The organism is Mesorhizobium sp. 2RAF21, assembly GCF_052115345.1.
In the GTDB taxonomy this organism is placed as follows: Bacteria; Pseudomonadota; Alphaproteobacteria; order Rhizobiales; family Rhizobiaceae; genus Mesorhizobium; species Mesorhizobium terrae.
Genome location: NZ_JBFRGM010000005.1, coordinates 64,920 through 89,071, shown reverse-complemented (window position 1 = coordinate 89,071; position 24,152 = coordinate 64,920). Strand labels below are relative to the sequence as shown.

At 63.0% G+C, this 24,152-nt stretch carries 23 protein-coding genes; 13 read left to right on the top strand and 10 right to left on the bottom strand.

What is annotated here, in order from left to right; genetic code table 11:
* Positions 1–2 precede the first annotated feature (2 nt).
* Complete coding sequence (locus AB4136_RS09640; RefSeq protein WP_024923861.1) at positions 3–305, bottom strand: FAD assembly factor SdhE; 303 nt, start codon at positions 303–305, stop codon at positions 3–5.
* A 216-nt stretch (positions 306–521) separates the two neighbouring features.
* Here AB4136_RS09640 and AB4136_RS09635 point away from each other — a divergent pair, with 216 nt between their 5' ends.
* The 3 genes from AB4136_RS09635 (at position 522) to recG (ending at position 4,990) form a co-directional block, all read left to right on the top strand.
* Positions 522–779 carry a hypothetical protein gene (locus tag AB4136_RS09635; protein WP_137900408.1) on the top strand — a complete coding sequence of 86 codons (258 nt, stop codon included), beginning with the start codon at positions 522–524 and terminating at the stop codon, positions 777–779.
* Between the two features lie 127 nt (positions 780–906).
* Positions 907–2,778, top strand: coding sequence for a RiPP maturation radical SAM C-methyltransferase (locus AB4136_RS09630; protein ID WP_024923863.1), 1,872 nt, complete (start codon positions 907–909; stop codon positions 2,776–2,778).
* A gap of 103 nt (positions 2,779–2,881) precedes the next feature.
* Positions 2,882–4,990 (top strand): ATP-dependent DNA helicase RecG, encoded by a 2,109-nt coding sequence (gene recG / locus AB4136_RS09625; RefSeq protein WP_024923864.1) that lies wholly within the window; start codon positions 2,882–2,884, stop codon positions 4,988–4,990.
* On the opposite strand, the gene AB4136_RS09620 is transcribed toward recG, so the two are convergent.
* The 6 genes from AB4136_RS09620 to AB4136_RS09595 all read right to left on the bottom strand — a co-directional run bounded on the left by AB4136_RS09620 (position 4,942) and on the right by AB4136_RS09595 (position 11,182).
* A complete protein-coding gene (locus AB4136_RS09620) occupies positions 4,942–5,694 on the bottom strand; it encodes a DUF502 domain-containing protein (protein WP_024923865.1) in 753 nt (250 codons plus the stop codon). The two genes, recG and AB4136_RS09620, sit on opposite strands and share 49 nt — an antisense overlap.
* A 153-nt stretch (positions 5,695–5,847) precedes the next feature.
* Complete coding sequence (locus AB4136_RS09615; protein ID WP_024923866.1) at positions 5,848–6,426, bottom strand: DUF2272 domain-containing protein; 579 nt, start codon at positions 6,424–6,426, stop codon at positions 5,848–5,850.
* Positions 6,427–6,644: 218 nt separating this feature from the next.
* The gene (gene glmS, locus AB4136_RS09610) at positions 6,645–8,468 is read right to left on the bottom strand and encodes a glutamine--fructose-6-phosphate transaminase (isomerizing) (protein ID WP_024923867.1); all 1,824 of its coding nucleotides are present in this window, start codon (positions 8,466–8,468) and stop codon (positions 6,645–6,647) included.
* Positions 8,469–8,627: 159 nt separating this feature from the next.
* On the bottom strand, positions 8,628–9,977 hold the full coding sequence (gene glmU, locus AB4136_RS09605) for a bifunctional UDP-N-acetylglucosamine diphosphorylase/glucosamine-1-phosphate N-acetyltransferase GlmU (RefSeq protein WP_024923868.1): 1,350 nt from the start codon (positions 9,975–9,977) through the stop codon (positions 8,628–8,630).
* Between the two features lie 113 nt (positions 9,978–10,090).
* Positions 10,091–10,837: a cytochrome c biogenesis CcdA family protein gene (locus tag AB4136_RS09600; RefSeq protein WP_024923869.1), complete on the bottom strand. Its 747-nt coding sequence runs from the start codon at positions 10,835–10,837 to the stop codon at positions 10,091–10,093.
* Positions 10,838–10,978: 141 nt separating this feature from the next.
* Entirely contained in the window at positions 10,979–11,182 is a 204-nt protein-coding gene (locus AB4136_RS09595) for a hypothetical protein (RefSeq protein ID WP_024923870.1), read from the bottom strand.
* Positions 11,183–11,460: 278 nt separating this feature from the next.
* On the opposite strand from AB4136_RS09595, the gene topA reads away from it, so the two are divergent.
* The 5 genes from topA (at position 11,461) to AB4136_RS09570 (ending at position 18,789) form a co-directional block, all read left to right on the top strand.
* On the top strand, positions 11,461–14,022 hold the full coding sequence (topA, locus tag AB4136_RS09590; RefSeq protein WP_024923871.1) for a type I DNA topoisomerase: 2,562 nt from the start codon (positions 11,461–11,463) through the stop codon (positions 14,020–14,022).
* A gap of 4 nt (positions 14,023–14,026) precedes the next feature.
* Positions 14,027–16,327, top strand: coding sequence for a ribonuclease R (gene rnr / locus AB4136_RS09585; protein WP_024923872.1), 2,301 nt, complete (start codon positions 14,027–14,029; stop codon positions 16,325–16,327).
* Positions 16,327–16,761, top strand: coding sequence for a DUF983 domain-containing protein (locus AB4136_RS09580; RefSeq protein WP_024923873.1), 435 nt, complete (start codon positions 16,327–16,329; stop codon positions 16,759–16,761). Before rnr ends, AB4136_RS09580 begins: the two co-directional genes overlap by 1 nt.
* 72 nt (positions 16,762–16,833) lie before the next feature.
* Positions 16,834–17,574 carry an NUDIX hydrolase gene (locus AB4136_RS09575; RefSeq protein WP_024923874.1) on the top strand — a complete coding sequence of 247 codons (741 nt, stop codon included), beginning with the start codon at positions 16,834–16,836 and terminating at the stop codon, positions 17,572–17,574.
* Between the two features lie 30 nt (positions 17,575–17,604).
* Entirely contained in the window at positions 17,605–18,789 is a 1,185-nt protein-coding gene (locus AB4136_RS09570; RefSeq protein ID WP_024923875.1) for an MFS transporter, read from the top strand.
* A 5-nt stretch (positions 18,790–18,794) separates the two neighbouring features.
* Here the strand turns inward: AB4136_RS09570 and AB4136_RS09565 are convergent, their stop codons facing one another.
* Together AB4136_RS09565 and AB4136_RS09560 are read right to left on the bottom strand one after the other, a co-directional pair.
* Positions 18,795–19,517, bottom strand: a complete 723-nt coding sequence (locus AB4136_RS09565) for a class I SAM-dependent methyltransferase (RefSeq protein ID WP_036253919.1) — start codon at positions 19,515–19,517, stop codon at positions 18,795–18,797.
* A 155-nt stretch (positions 19,518–19,672) separates the two neighbouring features.
* Positions 19,673–19,900: a DUF4287 domain-containing protein gene (locus AB4136_RS09560; protein WP_024923877.1), complete on the bottom strand. Its 228-nt coding sequence runs from the start codon at positions 19,898–19,900 to the stop codon at positions 19,673–19,675.
* Positions 19,901–20,273: 373 nt separating this feature from the next.
* Here AB4136_RS09560 and rpsF point away from each other — a divergent pair, with 373 nt between their 5' ends.
* From rpsF to AB4136_RS09535, 5 genes are all read left to right on the top strand, one after another.
* On the top strand, positions 20,274–20,759 hold the full coding sequence (gene rpsF, locus AB4136_RS09555) for a 30S ribosomal protein S6 (protein WP_024923878.1): 486 nt from the start codon (positions 20,274–20,276) through the stop codon (positions 20,757–20,759).
* Positions 20,759–21,007, top strand: coding sequence for a 30S ribosomal protein S18 (gene rpsR, locus AB4136_RS09550; protein WP_024923879.1), 249 nt, complete (start codon positions 20,759–20,761; stop codon positions 21,005–21,007). The genes rpsF and rpsR overlap by 1 nt, the downstream gene beginning before the upstream one ends.
* A gap of 198 nt (positions 21,008–21,205) precedes the next feature.
* Positions 21,206–21,787, top strand: coding sequence for a 50S ribosomal protein L9 (rplI, locus tag AB4136_RS09545; protein ID WP_024923880.1), 582 nt, complete (start codon positions 21,206–21,208; stop codon positions 21,785–21,787).
* Between the two features lie 156 nt (positions 21,788–21,943).
* Entirely contained in the window at positions 21,944–23,221 is a 1,278-nt protein-coding gene (locus tag AB4136_RS09540; protein ID WP_024923881.1) for an SAM-dependent methyltransferase, read from the top strand.
* 213 nt (positions 23,222–23,434) lie between these two features.
* Positions 23,435–23,980: a DUF6875 domain-containing protein gene (locus tag AB4136_RS09535; protein ID WP_137900407.1), complete on the top strand. Its 546-nt coding sequence runs from the start codon at positions 23,435–23,437 to the stop codon at positions 23,978–23,980.
* A 41-nt stretch (positions 23,981–24,021) separates the two neighbouring features.
* On the opposite strand, the gene AB4136_RS09530 is transcribed toward AB4136_RS09535, so the two are convergent.
* Positions 24,022–24,150 carry a hypothetical protein gene (locus tag AB4136_RS09530; RefSeq protein ID WP_441931131.1) on the bottom strand — a complete coding sequence of 43 codons (129 nt, stop codon included), beginning with the start codon at positions 24,148–24,150 and terminating at the stop codon, positions 24,022–24,024.
* Positions 24,151–24,152 lie beyond the last annotated feature (2 nt).

Here is a 24,152-nt window from a genome sequence, read left to right as displayed (position 1 = left end):
GCTTAGAATTCGATCGTTTGGCGCGACGCCAGGATCTTTTGCAGGATCGGCAATCCGGTATCGGCCGGCACCGGCTCGCCACCGGTCAGCCAGGGCATCAGCACCGTATCGGAGATTTCGAGGAGCCTTTCATATTGGTCAATCTCGTCGGCGGTCAAGGCGGCGATCTCGCGCTCCGCGAAGTTGCCGAGAATCAGGTCCACCTCAAGCATGCCGCGATGCCAGGAACGGAACAGAAGTTTCTTGCGGCGCGGGTCCAGATGCTCGTTCGTCCGCTCTGCATTCAATGCTGTCGTTGCGGTCATGGTGGCGGCGTCCCTCACTGGCAGGGGCGATATAGCGTGGATAGGAGGCGGTGTCAGCCTCGCAACGCCTGACCGCGTACGGCTCATGCCAGCAACTGCCCAATCGGCCGCTTGGCAGGCCGACTGTGACCGCGCTCACAGTCGTGCCGGCGATTTTCTGGTCATCTGCGCCAGCAAATCAGCCGCATCCGTCTCACAGCAACAGGGAGTATGAACATGGTCAAGGCAACCACCATCAAGACACCCAGTAAGACCGCTGTTTCCAGCTTGAAAAGCACAGACGTCAAGTTCGGCGACAGTTTTATCAGCGACCCGTCCAAGGCCCTGAAGGCCAAGGGCCTGGTCATTTCCGACGCCGAGGCATCACGGCTTTCACGCGAAGTCGAAAAGCTGAGAGCGCGCCCCGGTGGCGGCTTGGCGGGGTCGGCGGCCGCTGAAACCGAAGTCACCGTGTCGGTCGGCGTCAAGTTCTGACCGACGCTTAAGCCTGGCCGGCGAAATTCCGGCCAGGTCAAGAGAACCCGGCATCCGTCCGTCGTCCCAAGCCTTCCGCGCCGCCAGCCGGTGCGGAAGGCTTCGCCAAAAACCGCGCAGGTGCACAATGTTCGACGCTGACTATAGAATGGCCGACATCCTGGTGATCGTGCCGCCCTTCGCCAGCCCCGACCGGCCGGCACTCGGGCCCCATGTGATCGCGGCGCGCGCCGAACAGGCCGGCTACCGGGCAAAGGTTCTCTACGCCAACCTCTCTTTTGCCGGCCGCATCGGGGTGCGGCGCTACCAGAAACTTTGCGGAACGCCCACCGGGCTCCTGATCGGGGAGCGGATCTTTGCCCGTGCCATGTTCGGAGCGCGGGCGGACCGCCGCATGGAACCCGAGGTCGAACGCGCCATCGCCGACGCGACCGGTCCGTCGGTCGTCACGCTCGACTGGCTGCAGAATGCGGCCGAGCAATGGACCGATGCCTTTGCCGACAATCTGGCGAAGATGCCGGCGCGGATCGTCGGCTTCAGCACCGTCTTCGAGCAGACGCTGGCGGCACTATCGATCGCTAAGCGAACCAAGGCGGCCGCGCCGGACAAAATCTTCCTGCTCGGCGGCGCCAATGTCGACGGCATCATGTCGGAAGGCATCCAGCCGCTCGCAGGCTCGATCGACCACATCTTCTCGGGCGAGAGCGATGTCACCTTCGTGAATTTCCTCGACGGCCTGCATGAGGCGAAGCCGACCCCGGACAGGATCATCCGGGGCGAGCCGCTGGAAGCGCTCGATGAATCGCCGACGCCCGACTATGACGACTATTTCACGCAGCTGGCGCAGACCGTGGGCTGCGACATCCATCCCGACGGGTTGCGCCCCGAAGAAATCTGGCTGCCCTACGAAACCAGCCGCGGCTGCTGGTGGGGGGCGAAGCAGCATTGCACCTTCTGCGGCCTCAACGCGAACGGCATGCAGCACCGCCAGAAGTCGGCCGAGAAGGCATTCAGCGAGCTCACCGAACTGGTCGCCCGGCACAAGGCGACGCGGATCATGATGGTCGACAACATCATGCCCCATTCCTATTTCTCGACCCTTTTGCCGGAGCTGGCCAAGGCCGAGAACAAGGTCGGCATCTTCTACGAGCAGAAGGCCAATCTTTCCTTCCAGAAGATGAAACTGCTGAAGTCGGCGGGGGTCGAGCGCATCCAGCCCGGCATCGAATCGCTTGCGACCTCGGTGCTGAAACTGATGCGCAAGGGCAGCACACTCAAGATCAACCTCGACTGCCTGCGTTTTGCCCGTGCGCTGGGCATTGAGGCGGCATGGAACCTGCTGACCGATTTCCCCGGCGACGAGGACGCCGCTTATGAAGCGACCGCCAAGCTGATCCCGCTGCTCCAACACCTGCAGCCGCCGGTAGGGGTCGGCCAGCTCAGCATCGAACGGTTCAGTCCGTATTTCGACAAGCGGGACGACTACAAGATCACCAATGTCCGTCCCATACCGGCCTACGGGCTGGCCTTCCCGGCGATCGAACGCGCCGACGACATGGCCTATCATTTCATCGGCGACTACGATTCCAGCCTGAGGCGAAGACCCGACCTTGCCCGGCGTCTGGGCGACGGCGTCGCGGCCTGGAAGGCGGCGTGGGCGCCGGACCGCACCATGCCGGTTTTGTGCGTTCTCGACCTGTCGCCCGGCCGTTATTTGATGATCGACACCCGCGCCTGCGCCCATGTCGACGCCGAAATCCTCAACGAGGCAACCATGGCGGCTTATCTCTCCGGGATCGGAGAGGACGCCGTTTTGAAGCGCGCACTGGATTGGGGCTATCTGCACGACGACCACGGGCTGCTGTTGCCGCTGGCAACCGCGTCCGAAAATCTGTTGGAGCGGTTTGAAACGCGGGCCGGCGCGGGCAGATGCGACCCAGCTTCGGCTGGTCCGACGCAGACAGGGTTCGTGATGCCCAAGGGAGCGACAGCACCATGATAGAACCCTGTCGGCGACGGACAGTCGGCCCCACTTGCAGTTCCCTGTGGTGCCGGCTGCATACGGCTTGCGCAAACAGCGGGTTCCGCGCTTATTGCAGGCCATGCGCCCTTCGCTGCTCGATCCGTTATTCTCGCCCATCACCGCGCTTGCCGGCGTCGGGTCGAAGGTCGCCGCCCTGATCGAAAGGGTGGTGCCGGCCGATCTTGGCGACCGTGACGCACGCGTCGGCGATCTTCTGTTCGTCCTGCCCAATACCGTCATCGACCGGCGCAACCGGCCGGGTATCGCCTATGCGGCCGAGGGCGCGATCGTGACGCTGGATGTGCGCATAGACCGCCACCAGCCACCGCCGCGCGGCAACAAATCGGTGCCCTACCGGGTCTACGCCCATGACGATACCGGCGAGATCGCGCTGACCTTCTTCCATGCCCATGCCAGCTATCTGGAAAAGGCGATGCCGGAAGGCGAACAGGTGGTGGTGTCGGGCCGCATGGAGTGGTTCAACGGCCGCCCGAACATGGTGCATCCCGACCACATCGCTCTGGCCAGCGAAGCCGGCAGCCTGCCGCTGGTCGAGCCGGTCTATCCGCTCACCGCCGGGCTTTCGACAAAGGTGTTGCGCCGTGCCATCGGCCAGGCGGTGGGCCGCGTGCCGACGATGCCGGAATGGCAGGACGGCGCCTTCATGCGACGCCATACTTTTCCGGCCTTCACTGCCGCGCTCGACCGCGTGCACAACCCCGAAAGTCCACTCGATGCCTTGCCGGACAGCGTCGCCTGGCGTCGGCTTGCCTATGACGAATTCCTTGCCGGCCAGGTGTCGCTGGCGCTGGTGCGGGCCCGCGTCAGGAAGCTTTCCGGCCAGCCGCTGACCGGCAGCGGCGCGATCCTCGAACAACTGCGATCCGCCCTGCCCTATTCGCTGACCGGTTCGCAGGAAACGGCGCTTGCCGAAATCCTGTCCGACCTTGCCGCGCCCGAACGCATGCTGAGGCTGCTTCAAGGCGATGTCGGTTCCGGCAAGACAGTGGTGGCGCTGCTTGCCATGGCGCACGCGGTCGAAGCCGGCGGCCAGGCAGCACTGATGGCGCCGACCGAAATCCTGGCACGCCAGCACCTCGCCACCATCCAGCCGCTGGCGGAGAAGGCCGGCCTCAGGACAGCCATCCTGACCGGACGCGAAAAGGGCCGCGAAAGGACCGAGACCTTGGCCGGTCTTGCCGACGGCACGATCGACATCGTCGTCGGCACGCATGCGCTGTTCCAGGAGGCCGTCGCCTTCAAGAACCTGGTCTTCGCGGTGATCGACGAACAACATCGCTTCGGCGTGCACCAGCGCCTTGCCATCACGGCCAAGGGCGACGCACCCGACATGCTGGTGATGACGGCGACGCCGATCCCACGCACGCTGGTGCTGACCGCCTTTGGCGACATGGATGTGTCGAAACTCACCGAAAAACCGGCGGGACGGCAGCCGATACGAACCGTGACTTTGCCCCTGGAGCGGCTCGACGAACTGGTCGGCCGCATCCGCGACGCGGTGGCGGAAGGCCAGAAGATCTACTGGATCTGCCCGCTGGTCGAGGAATCGGAAGAGATCAAGCTGATGTCGGCGGAAGATCGCTTCGCCTCGCTGAAGCCCGTCTTCGGCGAGCGGATCGGCCTCGTGCACGGCCGCATGAAAGGGGCCGAGAAGGACGAGGCGATGCGCGCCTTCAAGGAAGGCGAGACACGCGTTCTGATCGCCACCACAGTGATAGAGGTCGGCGTCGACGTGCCGGACGCCACCATCATGGTGATTGAGCACGCCGAGCGCTTCGGCCTTGCCCAGTTGCACCAGTTGCGCGGCCGCGTCGGGCGCGGTTCGAAACCGTCGAGCTGCGTCCTGCTCTACAAGGACCCGCTCGGCGAAACGGCCAAACGCCGGCTGTCGGTGATGCGCGAGACCGAGGACGGCTTTGTCATCGCCGAGGAGGACCTGAAACTGCGTGGCGAAGGCGAACTGCTCGGCACGCGCCAGTCCGGTACGCCGGGATTCCAGGTGGCGCGCATCGAGGCGCATGCCGATCTTTTGGAAGCCGCGCGCGACGACGCAAGGCTGATCCTGACGCGCGACCCGGAATTGCAGGGCGAACGTGGGCAAGCGCTCAGGTTGCTGCTTTATTTGTTCGGGCGCGACGAGGCGGTGCGGCTCTTGCGGGCCGGCTGAGGCAAGGTGCCGGCCGGCGGGTTGGCAAGATCGATCAAGCGCCCGTCCGGTCCCTTGATCTTCTTCTTGGGGTCAGGCGCGACGAGACCGGCCGACACGATCAGCCGCGCGCCTTCCTCGATGGTCATGTCGAGCATGACGATCTCGGATTTGCGGACATACATCAGGAAGCCGGTGGTCGGGTTGGGGGTGCAAGGCATGAAGACGCCAAGCAGCGGGTCGCCCTCCACATCGAGCTTCTCGTTGATCTCGGTGTGTTTTTCGCCGGCGACGAAGACCAGCGACCAGACATCCTTGCGCGGGTATTCGACCAGTCCGACTTGCCGGAACATGTCGTTCCTGTTGGACAGGACGGTTTCGAAGATCTGTTTCAGCGAACCGTAGATACCGCGCACCAGCGGCATGCGACCGAGCAGGCGCTCGCCGAAGCCCACCACGGCGCGGCCGACGATGTTGGCTGCCAGGAAACCGATCAGCGTGACGAGGATGAGCGCGACAATCAGCCCGAAACCGGGCACCGGGAACGGCAGATAGGTATCGGGACTGTAGCGCGCCGGGATATAGGGTTTCACCCAGGAATCGACCCAGCCCACGAACGACCAAGCGATATAGGCGGTGATCGCCAGCGGCGCGCAGACGACGAAACCGGCGAGGAAATAGTTCCTCAGACGGGCCATCGCCGAGGTCTTGTGGCTGTCGGACATACGATGCTCGGTGGATTGTGCGCTGCACTTATCTTAGAGCATCAAGTCATCTGCCCGACAACCGATATTGCGTTGCGACCTGCTGCCGACGTTTGCCGGAGGCGCCCATGCGGGTCGCTCCGGCACAGAGCGCGGCACTTCTTGTGCGACGGGCTACTTCAGCGTTTCGATGACGCAGATGAAGCGCGTGGGGTCGGCAAGGGGCTGCTTGATCAGACCGTTCGACTTCAGCCGAACGACCCGGTCGCCAACAGTGTCGGCCTCGTTGCCACCGACAGTGCGGACATAACGCCCGCTTCCGTCGGAACCTTCCTCGACGACGACCGCGGAATGCGATTCGTAGGCGTGATTTGCCGCCGCGTGCGCGAAGTCGAAATGGTTCCCGTTGCGGTTGTTTTGGATGATGTCACCGATCTTCGGGGCGTAACTGACGATGGGCCGTCCCCGGAAAACGCCGGTTTCGGCCTTGCCGTTCTTGATCGCCTGGAAGACGAATTCGGAATGCCTGGGCGCGAAACGGAACTCCGACGACGTTGCACCGGCCGATTTCACGAAAAAGGACACGAAAACCGCCGACCAAGGCGTGCTGACGCCTGGAAACCCCAGACCAAGGTCGCCCCAGTATTTTCTGATCCGCGTCGCCATCCTCGACGTCGTCTCATGATGGCCACCGTAATTGTCGTACTCGGCCTCCGCCAGCGAGGCCAGTTTGGTCGCAAAAGCTGTCGCCATGTCGATCCCCCTCTCCTGAAAAGAAGGATGATATTCGGATCATCAGCAATTTCAACTATTAGTTACATAATTCAAATATATGCGTCTTTAGATTGTAGTCCTGCCGCAGGGCATTGCGTAGGCTGAATTACGGAACTTCGATCGAAACGACAAAGCCGTCGCGGCGCGAGGGCTTTGGAAAGGAGACAGCTTGGTGAAAAGCGGAGCCCCAGAGAGGGCTACTCCACCGTCACCGACTTGGCCAGATTGCGTGGCTGATCGACGTCGGTGCCCATGAACACGGCGGTGAAGTAGGCCAACATCTGGACGGGCAGCGCATAAAGGATCGGCGCGATGATTTCGGGCACGTCGGGCAGCACGATGGTATCGATGGTGTTGACTGTCGATTTCTCGGCACCCTTCTTGTCGGTGATCAGGATGATCTTGCCGCCGCGCGCCGCCACTTCCTGCATGTTCGACACGGTTTTTTCGAAGATGCGGTCGTAGGGCGCGATGACGACGACCGGCATGTTCTCGTCGATCAGCGCGATCGGGCCATGCTTGAGCTCGCCGGCGGCATAACCCTCGGCGTGGATGTAGGAGAGCTCCTTCAGCTTGAGCGCGCCCTCCAGGGCCAGCGGGAAATTGGTGTCGCGGCCGAGATAAAGCACGTCACGATGATGGGCGAGGTCGCGCGATACCTTTTCGATCTGCTCTTCCAGCTTGACGACCTGGCTGGCGAGGCGAGGCGCCTCGGCCAATTGCTTGACCAGCTTCTGCTCTTCGTCCGGCGAGATGTGTCCACGCGCCACGCCGGCACGCACCGCAAGCGCTGCCATCACCGAAAGCTGGCAAGTGAAGGCCTTGGTCGAGGCGACACCGATCTCAGGACCGGCCAGCGTCGGCAGGATGACGTCCGCCTCTCGCGCCATGGTCGATTCGCGCACGTTGACGACGACGCCGATCGGCACGCCTTCCTTGCGGCAATAACGCAGCGAGGCCAGCGTGTCGGCCGTCTCGCCCGACTGCGACACGAACAATGCCGCGCTGTTCTTCGACAGTGGCATTTCGCGGTAGCGGAATTCCGAAGCGATATCGATGTCGACCGGCAGGCGCGCCAGACGTTCGAACCAGTATTTGCCGATCAGGCCGGCCAGATAGGCCGTACCACAGGCCGAGATCGCCAGACGATCGATCTTGGCGAAATCCCAGGGCAACTCCAGCGCCTTGGCCTTGCCGTTGGTGAAGTCGATGTAGTTGCCGAGCGTGTGGGAGATGACCTCCGGCTGCTCGTGGATTTCCTTGTGCATGAAGTGGCGGTGGTTGCCCTTGTCGACAAGGAACGAGGTGCCGATCGACTGCTGGCGCTTGCGCTCGACCTTGTTGCCGTCCATGTCGAAGATGGCGATCTCGTTGCGACGCACAACCGCCCAGTCGCCATCCTCCAGATAGGTGATGGAGTTGGTGAACGGCGCCAGCGCGATGGCGTCCGAGCCCAGATACATCTCACCTTCGCCGTGGCCGACGGCGAGCGGCGGGCCGTTGCGGGCGCCGACGATCAGGTCCTCGTCACCCTTGAACATGATGGCCAGCGCAAAGGCACCCTCCAGCCGTTTCAGCGCCTTGTGGGCGGCTTCGACCGGCTTGGCGCCTCGCGCCATTTCGCGCGAGACGAGATGCGCGACGACTTCGGTGTCGGTCTGCGAAGCGAAGTTGTAGCCGTCGGCGATCAATTCATCGCGCAATTCGGCGAAGTTCTCGATGATGCCGTTGTGGACGATGGCCACGCCGTTGGAGAAATGCGGATGCGCATTGGTTTCGTTCGGAACGCCGTGCGTCGCCCACCGTGTGTGGCCGATGCCGATGGTGCCGTCGAGCGGTTCGGCGTGCAGCTTGCGCTCAAGATTGACCAGCTTGCCCTCGGCGCGGCGGCGCGCGAGCTCGCCGTGTTCGATGGTGGCGACACCGGCGGAATCATAGCCGCGATATTCGAGCCGCTTGAGCGCGTCGACGATCAACGGTGCGACAGGCGTGTGTCCGACAATTCCAACAATTCCGCACATGAGGGATGCCCCGATTCCTTGCGACCAAAACCCGGTCGCTGTTTAGTCGACCGCCACAGCTTGAGAAAATCACATTGCGTTTCGACCAGTCTTTTGACTTAGCCCGCCGCTGTGGCCTCGTAAGACAAGCGTTCCGTCAAGTCCAGCGGCGAGAAACTCTCACTTCTTCGCGGCGGAAGCTTGACGCGCGCGCAACTCCTTGCCCTTTCCAGGCAAGGTTTTCTGGCGCGCGCGGCCGAAAGCCAAAGCATCTTCTGGCACGTCTTCCGTAATCACGCTGCCCGAAGCGACGTATGCGCCGTTGCCGAGCTTGAGCGGGGCCACCAGCGACGAATTCGAGCCGACGAAAGCGCCCTCGCCGATATCGGTGAAGAATTTGGAGTAGCCGTCATAATTGCAGGTGATGGTGCCGGCACCGATGTTGGCGCCGGCGCCGATGCGCGCGTCGCCGATATAGGTCAGGTGATTGACCTTGGCGCCAGCCTCGATCCTGGCGTTCTTGACCTCGACGAAGTTGCCGACCTTGGCCTTGGCCGCAAGGTCCGCGCCGGGGCGCAGCCGGGCAAAGGGCCCGATATCGGCACCGGTTGCCGCTGTCGCGCCCTCGATATGGCTGAAGGCATGGATCTTGACGCCGCCGGCTATTTTGACGCCCGGGCCGAAGACGACATTGGGTTCGACGACCGTATCGGGTCCAAGCTCGGTATCGTGCGAAAAATAGACCGTTTCCGGCGCGATCAGCGTGACGCCCGACAGCATCGCCTGTTGGCGGCGGCGCTTCTGCCAGATCGCTTCGGCCTCGGCGAGCTCGGCGCGGTTGTTGATGCCGAGTGCATTCTCGAAGCCGGCCTCGGTCGCGACCACATCGAGGCCCTTCGCTCCGGCGATCTCGACGATGTCGGTGAGGTAATATTCGCCCTTGGCATTGGCGTTGCCGACCGCGTCCAGCAATTCCAGCGCATGCCGGCCCGAGACCGCCATCATGCCGGCATTGCAGAAGCCGATCTTGCGCTCCTCGTCCGTGCAGTCCTTTTCTTCGCGGATCGCCACCAGCTTGCCGGCTTTCTCGATCAAGCGACCGTAGCCGGCTGGGCTCGGCGGACGGAAGCCGATAACCACGACGGCCGCGCCGGCGGCAAGCTTCGCCCGCGCCTCGCCAAGAGCCGCGGCGTCGATGAGCGGGGTGTCACCGAACATGACCAGGATGTCGTCATACCCCTTGGCCACCGCATCGCGCGCGGCCAGCACGGCATGGGCGGTTCCCAGGCGCGGTTCCTGCACGAAGGTGCCCGCGCCAGGCGCGAATTTCGCCGCCGCCTTGCGCATCTCGTCGGCGCCATGGCCGATGACGAGCGCCAAATCCGTCGCCCCCGCCGCCTCCGCCGCCTTCACGACATGGGCGACCAGCGGCAGCCCGGCGATCGGATGCAGGACCTTGGGCAGCGCGCTTTTCATGCGCGTGCCCTCGCCGGCGGCAAGGATAACGGACAGGCAGGTTCTAGAGGTCATGAGCAGCTACCGATGGAGAAGAGGTGGAAGCCTTCTAGCATCGGCGCGATATGGTACCAATACGGTTAAATTCCGAGATGCCGGTTAGAGCGCCGGCGTGACAGGCCGGAACTCTAACCCAAGCGGCCGAGGGCCGGAAAATTCTCCAGAAGCCAATAGGCCATCACCTGCACGCCGCCGGTCAGGAAGAAGACGCCGGCAACCACAAGCAAGGCGCCGATCGCCTTTTCGACACGGCCGAGATGCAGGCGGAACTTGCCGAGGAAGCGCATGAAGGCACCGGAAAACAGCGCCGCGATGAAGAAAGGAATGCCGAGGCCGAGCGAATAGGCGGCGAGCAACAGAGCGCCCTCGCTCATCGTCTCGCGCCCGCCGGCAAGTGTGAGGATCGGGCCGAGCACCGGGCCGATGCACGGTGTCCAGCCAAAGGCGAAGGCCAGGCCCATGACATAGGCCGCTACGGCGCTGGCCGGCTTGCCCTGCGACTGGAACCTTGCTTCGCGCGACAGGAGCGGAATGCGCACGATGCCCAGGAAATTCAGCCCCATCAAGATGATGAGCGCGCCGGCGATCATCGCCAGCGGTTCCTGGTAGACACGCAACAACCTGCCGATGGTCGAGGCGCCGGCGCCAAGCGCGACGAAGACCGTGGAGAAGCCGAGCACGAAGGCGATGGAGGCGATCAGCAATGCGCCGCGCGCGCCGGCCTTGGCGGCGATGCCGGCATTACCGCGGAAATCGTCGACCGAAACGCCCGCCATATAGCAGAGATAAGGTGGCACCAGCGGCAACACGCATGGCGACAGAAACGAAATCGCCCCTGCCCCGACTGCGCTGATATAGCCGATGTCCAATGCCATTCGCCGCTCCGTCCGATGCGAACGACGATATAGCGTTCCAAGCGCCCAGGCTCCAATCACCATTCTGTGGCAAGTCAGCGCAGAGCCTACTCGATCAGGTCAAACCAATGGGAGGAAAGCCAGCCCCTCGACAGCCGTCGTTCAGGCGTTGCCTTTGCGCCTCACAGGGTAGACCCGTGCCGGCCGCTCGTTTCGAATGATGTCTCCCGCTTCGATATAAGCCATCTCGATGAGATAGGTCAGCATGTCGAAACGTTCGGCTTCCGCCATGCCGCGCAGTTGGCCGAGCATCGCATGCATATAGTCGAGTGTATCCGTGCGCCCTTGCGGATAAGATTGAGGCATCGACAGAACCTTCCCCCTGCAGCGAAACTGAATTCAGCTTCATCGGTCCGCGACGTTCGACTTCGCGAAGGCTACACAGCGGACCGTCCGGACAGTGTATTATGACAATCTAAAATTGCAATATTGATGCATAACACCCAAAAGTTGCATCGCGTTGTAAGCCGCCAATTTACCCCCGCCTCTTGACCAGACTGAAAAGCACGGCCATTTGACGGGCGGATTTTCAGCTTCCCGCGCCACGGTTCCCGGTTTGGCGCCGCACAGGAATGCAGTCGCACATGGACGTCGTCGTCGTCGAATCGCCGAACAAGGTCAAAAGCATCAACAAATATCTGGGCAAGAACTACAAGGTTCTGGCCTCGTTCGGCCATGTCCGTGACCTGCCGGCCAAGGACGGTTCGGTGAAACCCGACGATGACTTCGCCATGTCGTGGGCAGTCGACACTGCCTCCGCGAAACGCCTGTCCGAACTCGCCAAGGCGGTGAAAGAAGCCGACGGCCTGATCCTCGCCACCGACCCGGATCGCGAAGGCGAAGCCATTGCATGGCACGTGCTGGAAGTGCTGAAGCAGAAGAAGGTGCTGAAGGACAAGCCGATCAAGCGTGTCGCCTTCAACTCGATCACCAAACAGGCGGTGCTCGACGCCATCGCCAACCCGCGCGAGATCGATCCGCCGCTGGTGGATGCCTATCTGGCACGGCGTGCGCTCGACTATCTGGTCGGCTTCACGCTTTCGCCGGTGCTGTGGCGCAAACTGCCCGGCGCCCGCTCTGCCGGTCGCGTGCAATCGGTCGCGCTGCGTTTCGTCTGCGACCGCGAGGCCGAGATCGAGCGCTTCGTGCGCGAGGAATACTGGCAGATCGCCGCCATCCTCGGCACGCCGCGCAATGAAAACTTCGAGGCACGGCTAACCGCCTTCGACGGCAAGAAGCTGCAGAAGCTCGACATTTCCTCGCAGGCCATGGCCGACGACATCAAGACGATGCTCGAAGGCGCTTCGTTCCGGGCACTGTCGGTGGAAGCCAAGCCGACCAAGCGCAATCCGGGACCGCCCTTCACCACCTCGACGCTGCAGCAGGCCGCGTCGTCGCGGCTCTCCTTCTCGGCGCAGCGCACCATGCAGGTTGCCCAGCGCCTCTACGAAGGCATGGACATCGGCGGTGAGACCACCGGCCTGATCACCTATATGCGAACCGACGGCGTGCAGATGGCGCCGGAGGCGATCGCCGCCGCCCGCGATGCCATCGTCAAGGAATTCGGCGCGAAATATCTGCCGGAGAAACCGCGCCACTACACCACCAAGGCCAAGAACGCCCAGGAAGCGCACGAGGCGATCCGCCCGACCGACTTCAACCGCACGCCGGCCGAGATGCGCAAATTTCTCGATGCCGACCAGGCCAGGCTCTATGAGATGATCTGGAAGCGAGCGATCGCCAGCCAGATGCAGCCGGCGGAGATCGAGCGCACCACGGTGGAGATCGAGGCGAAGAACGGTGCGAAGACCGCCGGTCTGCGCGCGGTCGGATCGGTCACCCGCTTCGACGGCTTCATCGCCGCCTATACCGACCAGAAGGACGAGGATTCGGAGGACGAGGAAAATCGTCGTCTGCCCGAAATCCGCCCCGAGGAAACGCTGAAGCGCGAACAGATCAGTGCCACCCAGCATTCGACCGAGCCGCCGCCGCGCTATTCGGAAGCCAGCTTCATCAAGAAGATGGAAGAGCTCGGCATCGGCCGGCCGTCGACCTATGTCGCGACGCTGAAGACGCTGGAAGATCGCGATTACATCAAGATCGAGAACCGCAAGCTGATGCCCCAATCCAAGGGCCGGCTGGTCACGGCCTTCATGGAAGGCTTCTTCGAGCACTATGTCGAATACGACTTCACCGCCTCGCTCGAGGAGAAGCTCGACGAAATCTCCGACGGCAAGCTCTCCTGGAAAGACGTGCTGCGCGACTTCTGGAAGGATTTTTCCGGTGCAGTCGACGGCATCAAGGAACTGCGTGTCACCGAGGTGCTCGATGCGCTGAACGAGGAATTGGCGCCGCTGGTTTTCCCCGAGCGCGAAGACGGCTCCAACCCGCGCATCTGCCCAAAGTGCGGCACCGGCAACCTGTCGCTGAAACTCGGCAAATTCGGCGCTTTCGTCGGCTGCTCGAACTATCCCGAATGCGGTTTCACGCGCCAGCTCGACGGGCCGAACGGCAATGGCGAGAACGGCGCGGTCGAGGACGGCACCAAGGTCCTCGGCAAGGACCCGTATACGGCAGAGGAAATCACCCTGCGCTCCGGCCGCTTCGGACCCTATGTCCAGCGCGGCGAAGGCAAGGATGCCAAGCGTTCCAGCCTGCCCAAGGGCTGGGCGGCGGCGTCGATCGACCACGAGAAGGCGCTGGCGCTGCTTTCATTGCCGCGCGATGTCGGCCAGCATCCCGAAACCGGCAAGATGATCTCGGCGGGCCTCGGGCGCTATGGACCGTTCGTGCTTCACGACGGCACCTACGCCAATATCGAAAGCATCGAGGACGTGTTTTCTATCGGCCTTAACCGCGCCGTTTCGGTGCTGGCCGAGAAACAGTCCAAGGGCAAGGGTGGACGCAATGGCGGCACACCGGCGGCCCTGAAGGAGCTTGGCGACCATCCGGCCGGCGGCGGCAAGATCACCGTGCGCGACGGCAAATACGGTGCCTATGTCAATTTCGGCAAGATCAATGCGACCTTGCCCAAGGACAAGGACCCGCAATCGGTCACCATGGACGAGGCGGTCGCGCTGATCGCCGAAAAGGAAGCCAAGGGCGGCGGTGGCAAGAAGCCATTCCGCGGCAAGAAGAAGGGGTAAGACATTGGCGCGCAGGATCTCCGGACGAAGCCATGGCGATCCCCGCGCTGCCGATACCCGCCGGGGGCCGCGCGACCAATATCGCCCCTCCCGTGACGAGATCCTGCGTTACATCGCGGAAAATCCCGACCGCTCGGGCAAGCGCGAGATCGCCAAGGCCTTTGCACTGCGCGGCGACGATCGCGTCTGGCTGAAGGAGCTGCTGCGCGACCTCCAGGACGAGGGCCTGCTGGAGCAGAAACGCAAGCGTCATATTCGGCCCGGGGCCTTGCCCCATGTGACCGTGCTCGACGTGATTGGCCGCGACGACCAGGGCGGCCTTATCGGACGGCCAGCCGAACATCAGGGCAATGGCGAACCGCCAGTGGTCTCGATCCGCGCTTCGCGCGGCGGCCCGGTGGCCGGCATCGGCGACCGCGTGCTGGCCAAAACCTTCCCGACCGACGAGGTCAGCGGCCCCGCCTACACGGCGCGGATCATGAAAGTGTTCGAGAAACGCAGCGATGCGGTGCTCGGCGTCTTCCGCGTGCTGAAGGACGGGACTTTCCGCATCGAGCCGGTGGAACGGCGCCAGCCCGAACTGATCGTCGACAAGGAATTCCAGAACGGCGCCAAGCATGGCGATCTGGTCGAGGTCGAGCCTTCGCGAGCCGGCCGCTATGGCCTGCCGCGCGCCAAGGTGCTGACGGTGCTGGGTTCGCTGACCAGCGAAAAAGCGGTCTCGATGATCGCCATCCACGCACACGACATCCCGCATATCTTCCCCGCCGATGTGCTGGCCGAAGCCGAAGCGCTGAAGCCGGTGACGCTGCAGGGGCGCGAGGATTGGCGCGACCTGCCGCTGGTCACCATCGACCCGGCCGACGCCAAGGACCATGACGACGCCGTCTATGCGATACCGGACCCGGATGAGCATAATCCCGGTGGCGTGGTGGTGACCGTGGCCATCGCCGATGTCGCCGCCTATGTGCGGCCGAACTCGGCGCTGGACCGCGAAGCGCTGAAGCGCGGCAACTCGGTCTATTTCCCGGACCGGGTGGTGCCGATGCTGCCCGAGCGCATCTCGAATAATCTGTGCTCGCTGCGCGAAGGCGAGGACCGGCCGGCGATTGCCGTTCGCATGACGTTTTCGGCGGAAGGGCGAAAAGTCCGGCATACATTCCACCGGGTAATGATGAAATCGGCGGCCAAGCTTGCCTATCCGCAGGCTCAGGCGGCAATCGACGGCGCAACCGACGAGAAGACCAGCCCCATCCTCGACGGCGTGCTCAAGCCGCTATGGGACGCCTATGCAGTACTGAAGCGCGGCCGCGACGCGCGCCAGCCATTGGAACTCGACCTTCCCGAACGCAAGATCCTGCTCAAGGAAGACGGCACCGTCGACCGCGTCGTTGTTCCGGAGCGGCTGGATGCGCACAAGCTGATCGAAGAATTCATGATCCAGGCGAATGTCGCCGCCGCTGAAACGCTCGAGGCAAAAAAACAGGCGCTCGTCTACCGCATCCATGACGGACCGACGCTGGCTAAGCAGGAATCGCTGCGCGAATTCCTGCAGACACTTGGCCTGTCGCTGGCCCGCGGGGCACAGATGCGGCCAAGCCAGTTCAATTCCATCCTGGAACGCGTTCGCGGCGCCGACAATGAAGCGCTGGTCAATGAAGTCGTGCTGCGCTCGCAGAGCCAGGCCGAATACAACCCCGACAATATCGGCCATTTCGGCCTGAACCTGCGCCGCTACGCGCATTTCACCTCGCCGATCCGCCGCTATGCCGACCTGATCGTACATCGCGGACTGATCGCCACGCTCGGCCTCGGGCCGGACGGGCTGACGCATGGCGAGGAGGAAAGATTGGCCGAGACCGCCGCGCTGATTTCGGCGGCGGAGCGCCGCGCCATGGCGGCGGAACGCGAAACCGTCGATCGCCTGATCGCGGGCTATCTGGCGGAACGGATCGACGAGCGCTTCGACGCGCGCATTTCAGGCGTGACCAAATCAGGACTTTTTGTCCAATTGCCACAATTTGGCGCAGATGGTTTTATCCCGGTGTCGTCTCTGGGTGACGATTACTATGTGTATGACGAAACGGCGCGTTCGCTTTTCGGAGAACGCAGCGGCAAGGGATATCAGCTCGCCGACCGGGTAGAAGTTCGCCTGGTCGAGGTGGCGCCAATGGCTGGCGCCATGCGCTTTGAAATGCTGAGCGCTCCCAAACCCCTGCCCGGCTCGAAACGATCGTTCCACAAGGCAAAGGGCCGCGCCCGCGCCTCGCAATCGCGTTCAGGATCGCGCGGCAGGAGACGATGATGCAACAGCAGGTTTTCGGTGGCCAACAGCAATCCGCGAGGGTAGTCCGCCCGCTTTGGCCGGCGCTGAAGCGCGGCTTTTTCTGCCGTTGCCCGAACTGCGGCGAAGGCAAGCTGTTCCGCGCCTTCACCAAGACCTTCGACAATTGCCAGGTCTGCGGTGAGGAATTCCATCACCATCGCGCCGACGACCTGCCGGCCTATCTGGTGATCGTCATCGTCGGCCACGTCGTCCTTGGCGGTTTCATGGGCGTGGAAGCCACCTCGACGCTGACCACGTGGCAGCATCTGGCGATCTGGGCACCGTTGACCGTCATCATGTCGTTGGCGTTGCTGCAGCCGATCAAAGGGGCCGTCGTTGGCCTGCAATGGGCCTACTACATGCACGGCTTCGGCGGCGAGGTCGACCATATCGAGGGGCATCCCGAGACTTGAGCCCGGGCTGGCGTAATCGCCAGCCGACGCGAACCTCTTTAATTTGACATGAGTTTCCGCTAGGTCGGTCGCATGCGAGGTATGACCAAGGCGGAAGTCGACAAGGCCGAGCGCAACGATGTGGCGCTTGGCGAGGGGCCGAAGCGTCCGCGCGATGCCGCGACCCTCATTCTGCTCGACCGCAAAGGCAACGATTTCCACGTGCTGATGGGCCGCCGTCATGCCGGCCATGCGTTCATGCCCGGCAAGTTCGTGTTTCCCGGCGGCCGCACTGACCCCGCCGACAGCCGCGTGCCGGTGGCAACGCAATTGCATCCGCAGGAACAGGCCAAGCTGACGGCAGGCGCCGGACGTACCGGCCCGGTCCGCGCTCGCGCCATTGCATTGTCAGCCATCCGCGAAACTTACGAGGAGGCCGGGCTGCTGATCGGCCGCAAGGGCGCGCTCACCACCGGCAAGCGCGACTGGCAGGGTTTCGTCGAGCACGGCGTGCAGCCCTCCCTGGAGGCCGTGCGCTTCATTGCTCGCGCCATTACGCCGCCCGGCCGCGTGCGCCGCTTCGACACACGTTTCCTGGCGGCATGGCGCGACGACGTCGCCGTTGCGCTGCCGGATGGCGGGCCGACCAACGAACTCGAAGAGCTGGTCTGGCTGCCGGTCGGCGAGGCCAAACAAGCAGACATTCCGACGATCACCCGAACTATCCTGGAAGAACTCGAGAAGCGCCTTCGCGACGATCCGCTGTTGCGGCCCGGCGGCGCGGTGCCGTTCTACAGGATGCTCCACAACCGCTTCGTGCGCGAAGTACTTTAACACGAAAATCTTCCAGCTATCGGACATCGCATGACGGTCGAAACCAAGTCGCAGGACGAGGAGAGCGTACACTGGCTGCCGATGATCGCGGCCATTTCCTCGATCAGCGTGGTCGGCATCGCCATCGGCCTCGGCATGCCGCTGCTCAGCGTCATCCTGGAATCACGCGGTCATTCGGCGTCGATGATCGGCCTCAATACCGCCGTGGCCGGCCTCGCCTCGATCGCAGGCGCACCGCTGGCGACACCGATCGCCACGCGCCTCGGCGTCGCCTGGACCATGCTGATTATGATCGCCGCCGGCGCGCTCGCCTTTGTCGGCTTCCATTTCGCGACCGCGTTCTGGATGTGGTTTCCGTTGCGCGTGGTGCTGCATATCGCGCTGACGGTCCTGTTCATCCTGTCCGAATTCTGGATCAGCACTTCGGCGCCGCCGAAGCGGCGCGGTCTGGTGCTGGGTATCTATGCCACTGTGCTGTCGCTGGGTTTCGCCGCCGGGCCCTGGCTGTTCTCGCGAATCGGCAGTTCCGGTTTCCTGCCCTTCGGCGTCATCGTCGTACTGGTGATGATTGCCGCGATACCGGTCCTGGCAGCCCGCAAGGAAAGCCCGCCCATCCGCGCCGAAGGCGAGGAGACCAGTGGCTTCCTGCAATATATCTGGCTTGTTCCCACGGCCACCGCGGCCGTCCTGGTGTTCGGCGCCGTGGAAACCGGCGGTTTCGCGCTGTTCCCGGTCTATGGCAACCGTATCGGCTATTCCGAGGCGGATGCAGCACTTCTGCTGACCATGATCGGCCTCGGTAACGTGCTCTTGCAGATACCGCTTGGCATGATCAGCGACCGGGTCGGCGACCGCCGCTACCTGTTGTTGATCTGCGCCGCCGTCGGGCTGCTCGGCACACTGGTGATGCCGCATCTTGCGCAGAACTGGTACCTGATGGCGGCCCTGCTGTTCGTGTGGGGCGGCGTCGTCGCCGCGCTCTACACGGTCGGCCTTGCCCATCTCGGCTCGCAGCTTTCAGGACATGAACTGGCATCCGCCAACGCCGCCTTCGTGCTTTGCTACGGTGTCGGCATGGTGCTGGGGCCACAGGCGATCGGCATCGGCATGGACGCTTTCGGCCCGTCCGGCTTCGGCGGCGCGCTGTCGCTGTTCTTCGCCGCCTATATGGTGCTGGCGATCGGGAGGCTCGCGTTCAGGCGGGGACCCGGCTAGAGCCGTCAGGGCAACGGACGCGCCTTCAGCCACAGAAACAGCGGCATGCGGACCCAGTTCTGCAGCCCCGCCCATTGCGAGCCGGTGTCTGGAACAGGCTCCCGCAGCGCGGTGATGGCAAGACCTGCCTCCTCCAGCGCGGCCATGTAGTTCTGCAGAGGCTGCGACCAGCCGGCGAAGCGCATGCGCAGTCCGTCGCGTTCTTCCGCGCCCTCGAAATGCTCGCGGCCGAAATAGGTGCCGTCGACCACGAAAGGCATGCCCGGCCGTTCGCGATCGAACCGGCCGCGATCGGCGAAGGGATGCACGATGGAGACGAACAGCGTGCCGGATGGGCGGAGCACGCGCCGCATTTCCGTCACCGCGGCCGGAACATCCTCGACATCCATGAGCACATTATAGGCCATGACGAGATCGAAGCTGGCGGCTTCGAACGGCAAGGCGTTTGCGGGGGCAACTTCGTAGCGATCAGCCGAATCGGCGCCCCGGGCAGCGGCAACGAACGCCGCCACCGGGTCCGTCGCGGTTACGCGATGGCCGCATTCCTTGAGGAGCCTGGAGACCCGGCCTTCGCCGCAACCGACTTCCAGCGCTTCGCCCGTGCCCTGCCCGACAAATTCGCGCAAGGCGGGCCGGTAGGCCCAGAAGGCATCGTGGTTGGGCGCACGAGCCCATTCGATCCACTCGGCAGCGACTTCGGACCAATGGTCGTGATCTTTCCTGCTCATCCGAGGCTCCATGCTGGTGGGGTCTGAGGCGATCAGCCGTGATTGCTCAGTCGCGCTCCTCGCACAACCAACCAAATCGGCCTCAAGGATGTTCCAGAAGCGGGAATCGCTCCGGTGACGGTCGCTTCCCGTCGTGAGAAACGGCCCGGCAGTCGTCAGTCGCCGGGCTTTCTCTTGCCCGTCAGCAGCGCGTAGACGGCCATGGAGTGCCCGTGGCCGAGGTCATAGTCGGCCTTCAGCCATTCGATGATCTGGCCGGCCTTGACGCTCGCTTTAAGTTTTCCACCTTCCGAGAAGCCTTTCGCGTCGGCGAGGCGCATCAAATCCTCCGGCCCCTGACCGGTCTTGTTCTTGATCGTGTCGAGATAGGCCTGGAACGACATGGACTTCCCCTCTCAAAGCTGTGAAGGCGGCACTATGGGATTGTCGAACAATTCGGACAATGGTTAGCTTCCGGCCATCAACAAGGCAGTCGACCAGCCCGTTATTACCCCGCCACTGACCGGCAAGGGTTGTGTTCCAGCCAAATTCCTGTATAGACGCGCGCAATCTGCCGGTCCCAGCTGGGGGCTGAACGGAGGGCCGGAGGTTTCTTCAAGGAACCGCCGCGTGAAGCGAAAACGCTTCCGCCTCCCGTGTCTCCGCTCTCGACCGTCTCGTCATGCTCCTTTCTTCTCCGCGTTTGCGGGTTAAGAGAAGTTGCAGAGGCTTTAGCCGCCGGGAACCGGGAGAGAAACGAAGAAAGGCAAAAGCACTATGGCTCTTTACGAACATGTGTTCCTTGCCCGGCAGGATCTGTCGCAGCAGCAGGTCGATGAGCTCGTTGAACGTTTCAAGGGCGTCATCACCGCAGGCGGCGGCTCGATTGGCCGGGTCGAGAACTGGGGACTGAAGTCCCTCACCTACCGGGTCAAGAAGAACCGGAAGGCATACTACACGCTGATGGACCTGACCTGCCCGCCGGCAGCGCTCAACGAGATGGAGCGCCAGATGGGTCTGTCGGAAGACGTCCTGCGCTTCCTGACCATCAAGGTCGAGAAGCACGAGGAAGGCGTCTCGGCAATGATGCAGAAGCGCGAAGAGCGCCCTGAGCGCGGTGGCTTCGGCGACCGTGACCGCGGCGATCGTGGCCCGCGCTCGTTCGGCGACCGGGATCGCGGCGACCGTGGTCCGCGCTCGTTCGGCGACCGCGAAGACCGCGGCCCGCGCCCGCAGCGCAGCTTTGAAGGGGGTGCAGAATAATGGTCGACATCAACCAGATCCCGACCCGGCGCCCGTTCCATCGCCGCCGCAAGACCTGCCCGTTCTCCGGCGCCAACGCCCCGAAGATCGACTACAAGGACGTGCGTCTCCTGCAGCGCTACATTTCCGAGCGTGGCAAGATCGTTCCGTCGCGCATCACCGCCGTCAGCCAGAAGAAGCAGCGTGAACTCGCCCAGGCGATCAAGCGCGCCCGCTTCCTCGGCCTGCTGCCCTACGTGGTCCGCTAAGCGCCTTTCCCCGCGGGCGGTTGCCGCCTGCGGGGTTTTCCCGGCCGTGATGGGCACGACCGGTGAATCTAAAATCCCGAGTTGGGTCTTTTGACCCTAACTGCCTCGACAGGCAGGACAGCGAAACCGGCGCCAGGCGCCCTTCACTTCCTGACTGTCTCCCGAACAGCGCCCGCTATGGCGCATATGGAGAAAACTATGGAAGTCATCCTTCTCGAACGCATTTCCCGCCTCGGCCAGATGGGCGACACCGTCAAGGTCAAGGACGGCTTCGCCCGCAACTTCCTTTTGCCGAAGGGCAAGGCGCTGCGCGCCAACGAAGCCAACAAGAAGAAGTTCGAAGGCCAGCGCGCCCAGCTCGAAGCTCGCAACCTCGAGCGCAAGGCCGAAGCCCAGCAGGTCGCCGACAAGCTCGACGGCAAGAGCTTCATCATCGTCCGCTCGGCTGGCGAAACCGGTCAGCTCTACGGCTCGGTCTCGACCCGTGACATCGCCGATCTCCTGACCGCGGAAGGCTTCACCGTCGCCCGCAACCAGATCGAGCTCAACCACCCGATCAAGACGATCGGCCTCACCAATGTGGCGATCGCGCTGCATCCGGAAGTCGAAGTCACCGTCACGCTCAACATCGCCCGCACGTCGGAAGAAGCCGAGCGTCAGGCCAAGGGTGAGATGCTGACCACCGCCGAAGCCATCTATGGCGACGACATCAACGAGAATGCCCGTCCGGACAGCTTCTTCGACCCGAACGCCGAGTTCGAGGGCGAAGAGGAAGCCTGATCCTTTCGGGATCTGTCACAAATCTGGCCTTGCAGCTGGATCAAGAAACCGGGCCTCGCGCCCGGTTTTTTTATGCCAACGGAACTTTTTGGCGCGCTCGCCTTTTTTGAAGGATTGGACAGCACGGCTGTCACTATCGTTCTTTGAGGGTTCGTCATGAATGTTTTCCTGGAACGCATTGCCCAACGCATCGTGCGCAGAGGCAACCTGGCCATCACCGGGCCAAACGGAGGGACCCGCACCTTCGGGGACGGAACCGGCCCGAAAGTGCATATGGTGATCCACACCCGCCGCGCCGAGCGCGCCATCACGCTGCATCCCTCGCTGGCCATTCCGGAGGCTTTCATGGAGGAGGAACTCGACTTCGTCGAAGGCGACGTGCTGTCCTTCCTCCAGCTCGTCTATCAGAACACCGGACTTTCGTGGGCGGAATCGACCTGGGGCAAGTTGCTCAACTCGGCGCGGCTGACGATCCGCCCTCTGCAGCAATTGAACAACGCCTACCGGTCACGGAAGAATGTGGCGCACCACTACGACCTCTCCGGCGACCTCTACAAACTCTTCCTCGACAAGGACATGCAGTATTCCTGCGCCTATTTCGAACGACCGGACATGACGCTCGAAGAGGCGCAACTCGCCAAGAAACGGCACATCGCCGCCAAGCTGAAAGTGCGGCCGGAGCAGACCGTGCTGGATATCGGCTCGGGCTGGGGCGGTCTTGGTCTCTATATCGCCGAGGCTTTCGGAGCCGATGTGCTGGGCGTGACGTTGTCGACCGAGCAGCACCAGGTGTCGACCGACCGTGCCCATGCCGAGGGCATGGACCGGCAGGTCCATTTCGAGTTGCGCGACTATCGCGACCTATCCGAACGCTTCGACCGCATCGTTTCGGTCGGCATGTTCGAACATGTCGGCATCAATCACTACAAAACCTTCTTCGACAAAAGCGCCAAGCTCTTGAAACCGGACGGCGTGATGCTCTTGCACACGATCGGTCGAACCGGACCGGCTACCACCACCAATGCCTTCATCCGCAAGCATATTTTCCCCGGCGGATATATTCCGGCCTTGTCGGAGATGATGCCACATATCGAGCGCTCGGGCCTGGCGGTGACGGATGTCGAGATCCTGCGACTGCACTATGCCGACACGCTCAAGCACTGGCGCGAGCGCTTCCTGGCCAATCGCGACAAGGTCAAGGCGATCTATGACGAACGCTTCTGCCGCATGTGGGAATTCTACCTCTCCGGTTCGGAAGCGTCGTTCCGCTGGCAGGACCTCGTTGTGTTCCAGATCCAGCTCACGCACAAGAACGACGTGCTTCCGGTGACGCGCGACTATATCGGCAAATGCGAAAAGGCGCTCGAAGTGCGGGATGCGCCGCAAAAGCCGCTCTTCGCCAAGCCGGCAAGGCGCCGGAGGGTGAAAGAGTGAGGAAGAAGACCAACAGCGGCGCGGCTAGCGCCGCTTGTTGAGAACAAAGCTAGACGCCTCGTCAATGGTTTCGTAAACCGGAGCTGATATCGCGAGCCTGGGGTTTGAGGCTGCGCCATGCTCGACAAAATCCCCGGGCCGACCGGGTCGCTCCCACTTGTGACGATAGCCGAGGCCCGCACCGTCGCCGCCTCGGACGGAGCCATGTCGACATTGCTCGGCTGGGTCGAGTCCTACCTCATGCGCGATCACCCCGACCTTGGGCGAACTGGAGCGGTCTGCCCGTTCACCCGGCAGGCGGCGAAGATCGACACGGTCAGGCTGGCGATCTCGAGCGCCGACGCCGCCAATGAAGAAGAGGCCTTCGCGCTGATCCGCAGGGCCTTCAGCGAGCTTGAGAAAATCCCCTGCAAAGCCGGGATGAAGCATTTTCGCACCGTGATCGTCGGCTTTCCGAATTGCAGCGATGACGAAGGCGTCGCCATGCTGCAACGTGTGCAGGCAAGGCATAAGTTTTATTCGCTGAGCCGCTTTCGCATGATCGGCTTCATGCATGCAGGCAACGAGGCGCCTGGATTGTGGAACCCCGCGTTCCGGCCATTGCGCGCGCCGCTGCCCGTGCTCGCCATCCGCCATCTGGTCGAACAGGATGCCCCGTTTGCCGCACGGCACCCGCTGCTTCTTGCACCGTTCCTGATAAAATTCCGCTTCGACGGCGCAAAACGTATCCTGGCCTACTGGCGGGCACAAAAGACGTGACCCGGACCACGTCGAAATCAAAGCAAAAAGGCGTCGAAGGATCAGACCTCGATCTTCGAGTGGTCGACACGGTCGAAGGTTTTCAGTCGCTCCAAGACGACTGGAACGCGCTTGCCCAGCGCTCCGCGGCTCCGCACCAGCTGTTCCAGGATTTCGGCTTCCTCCGCCATTG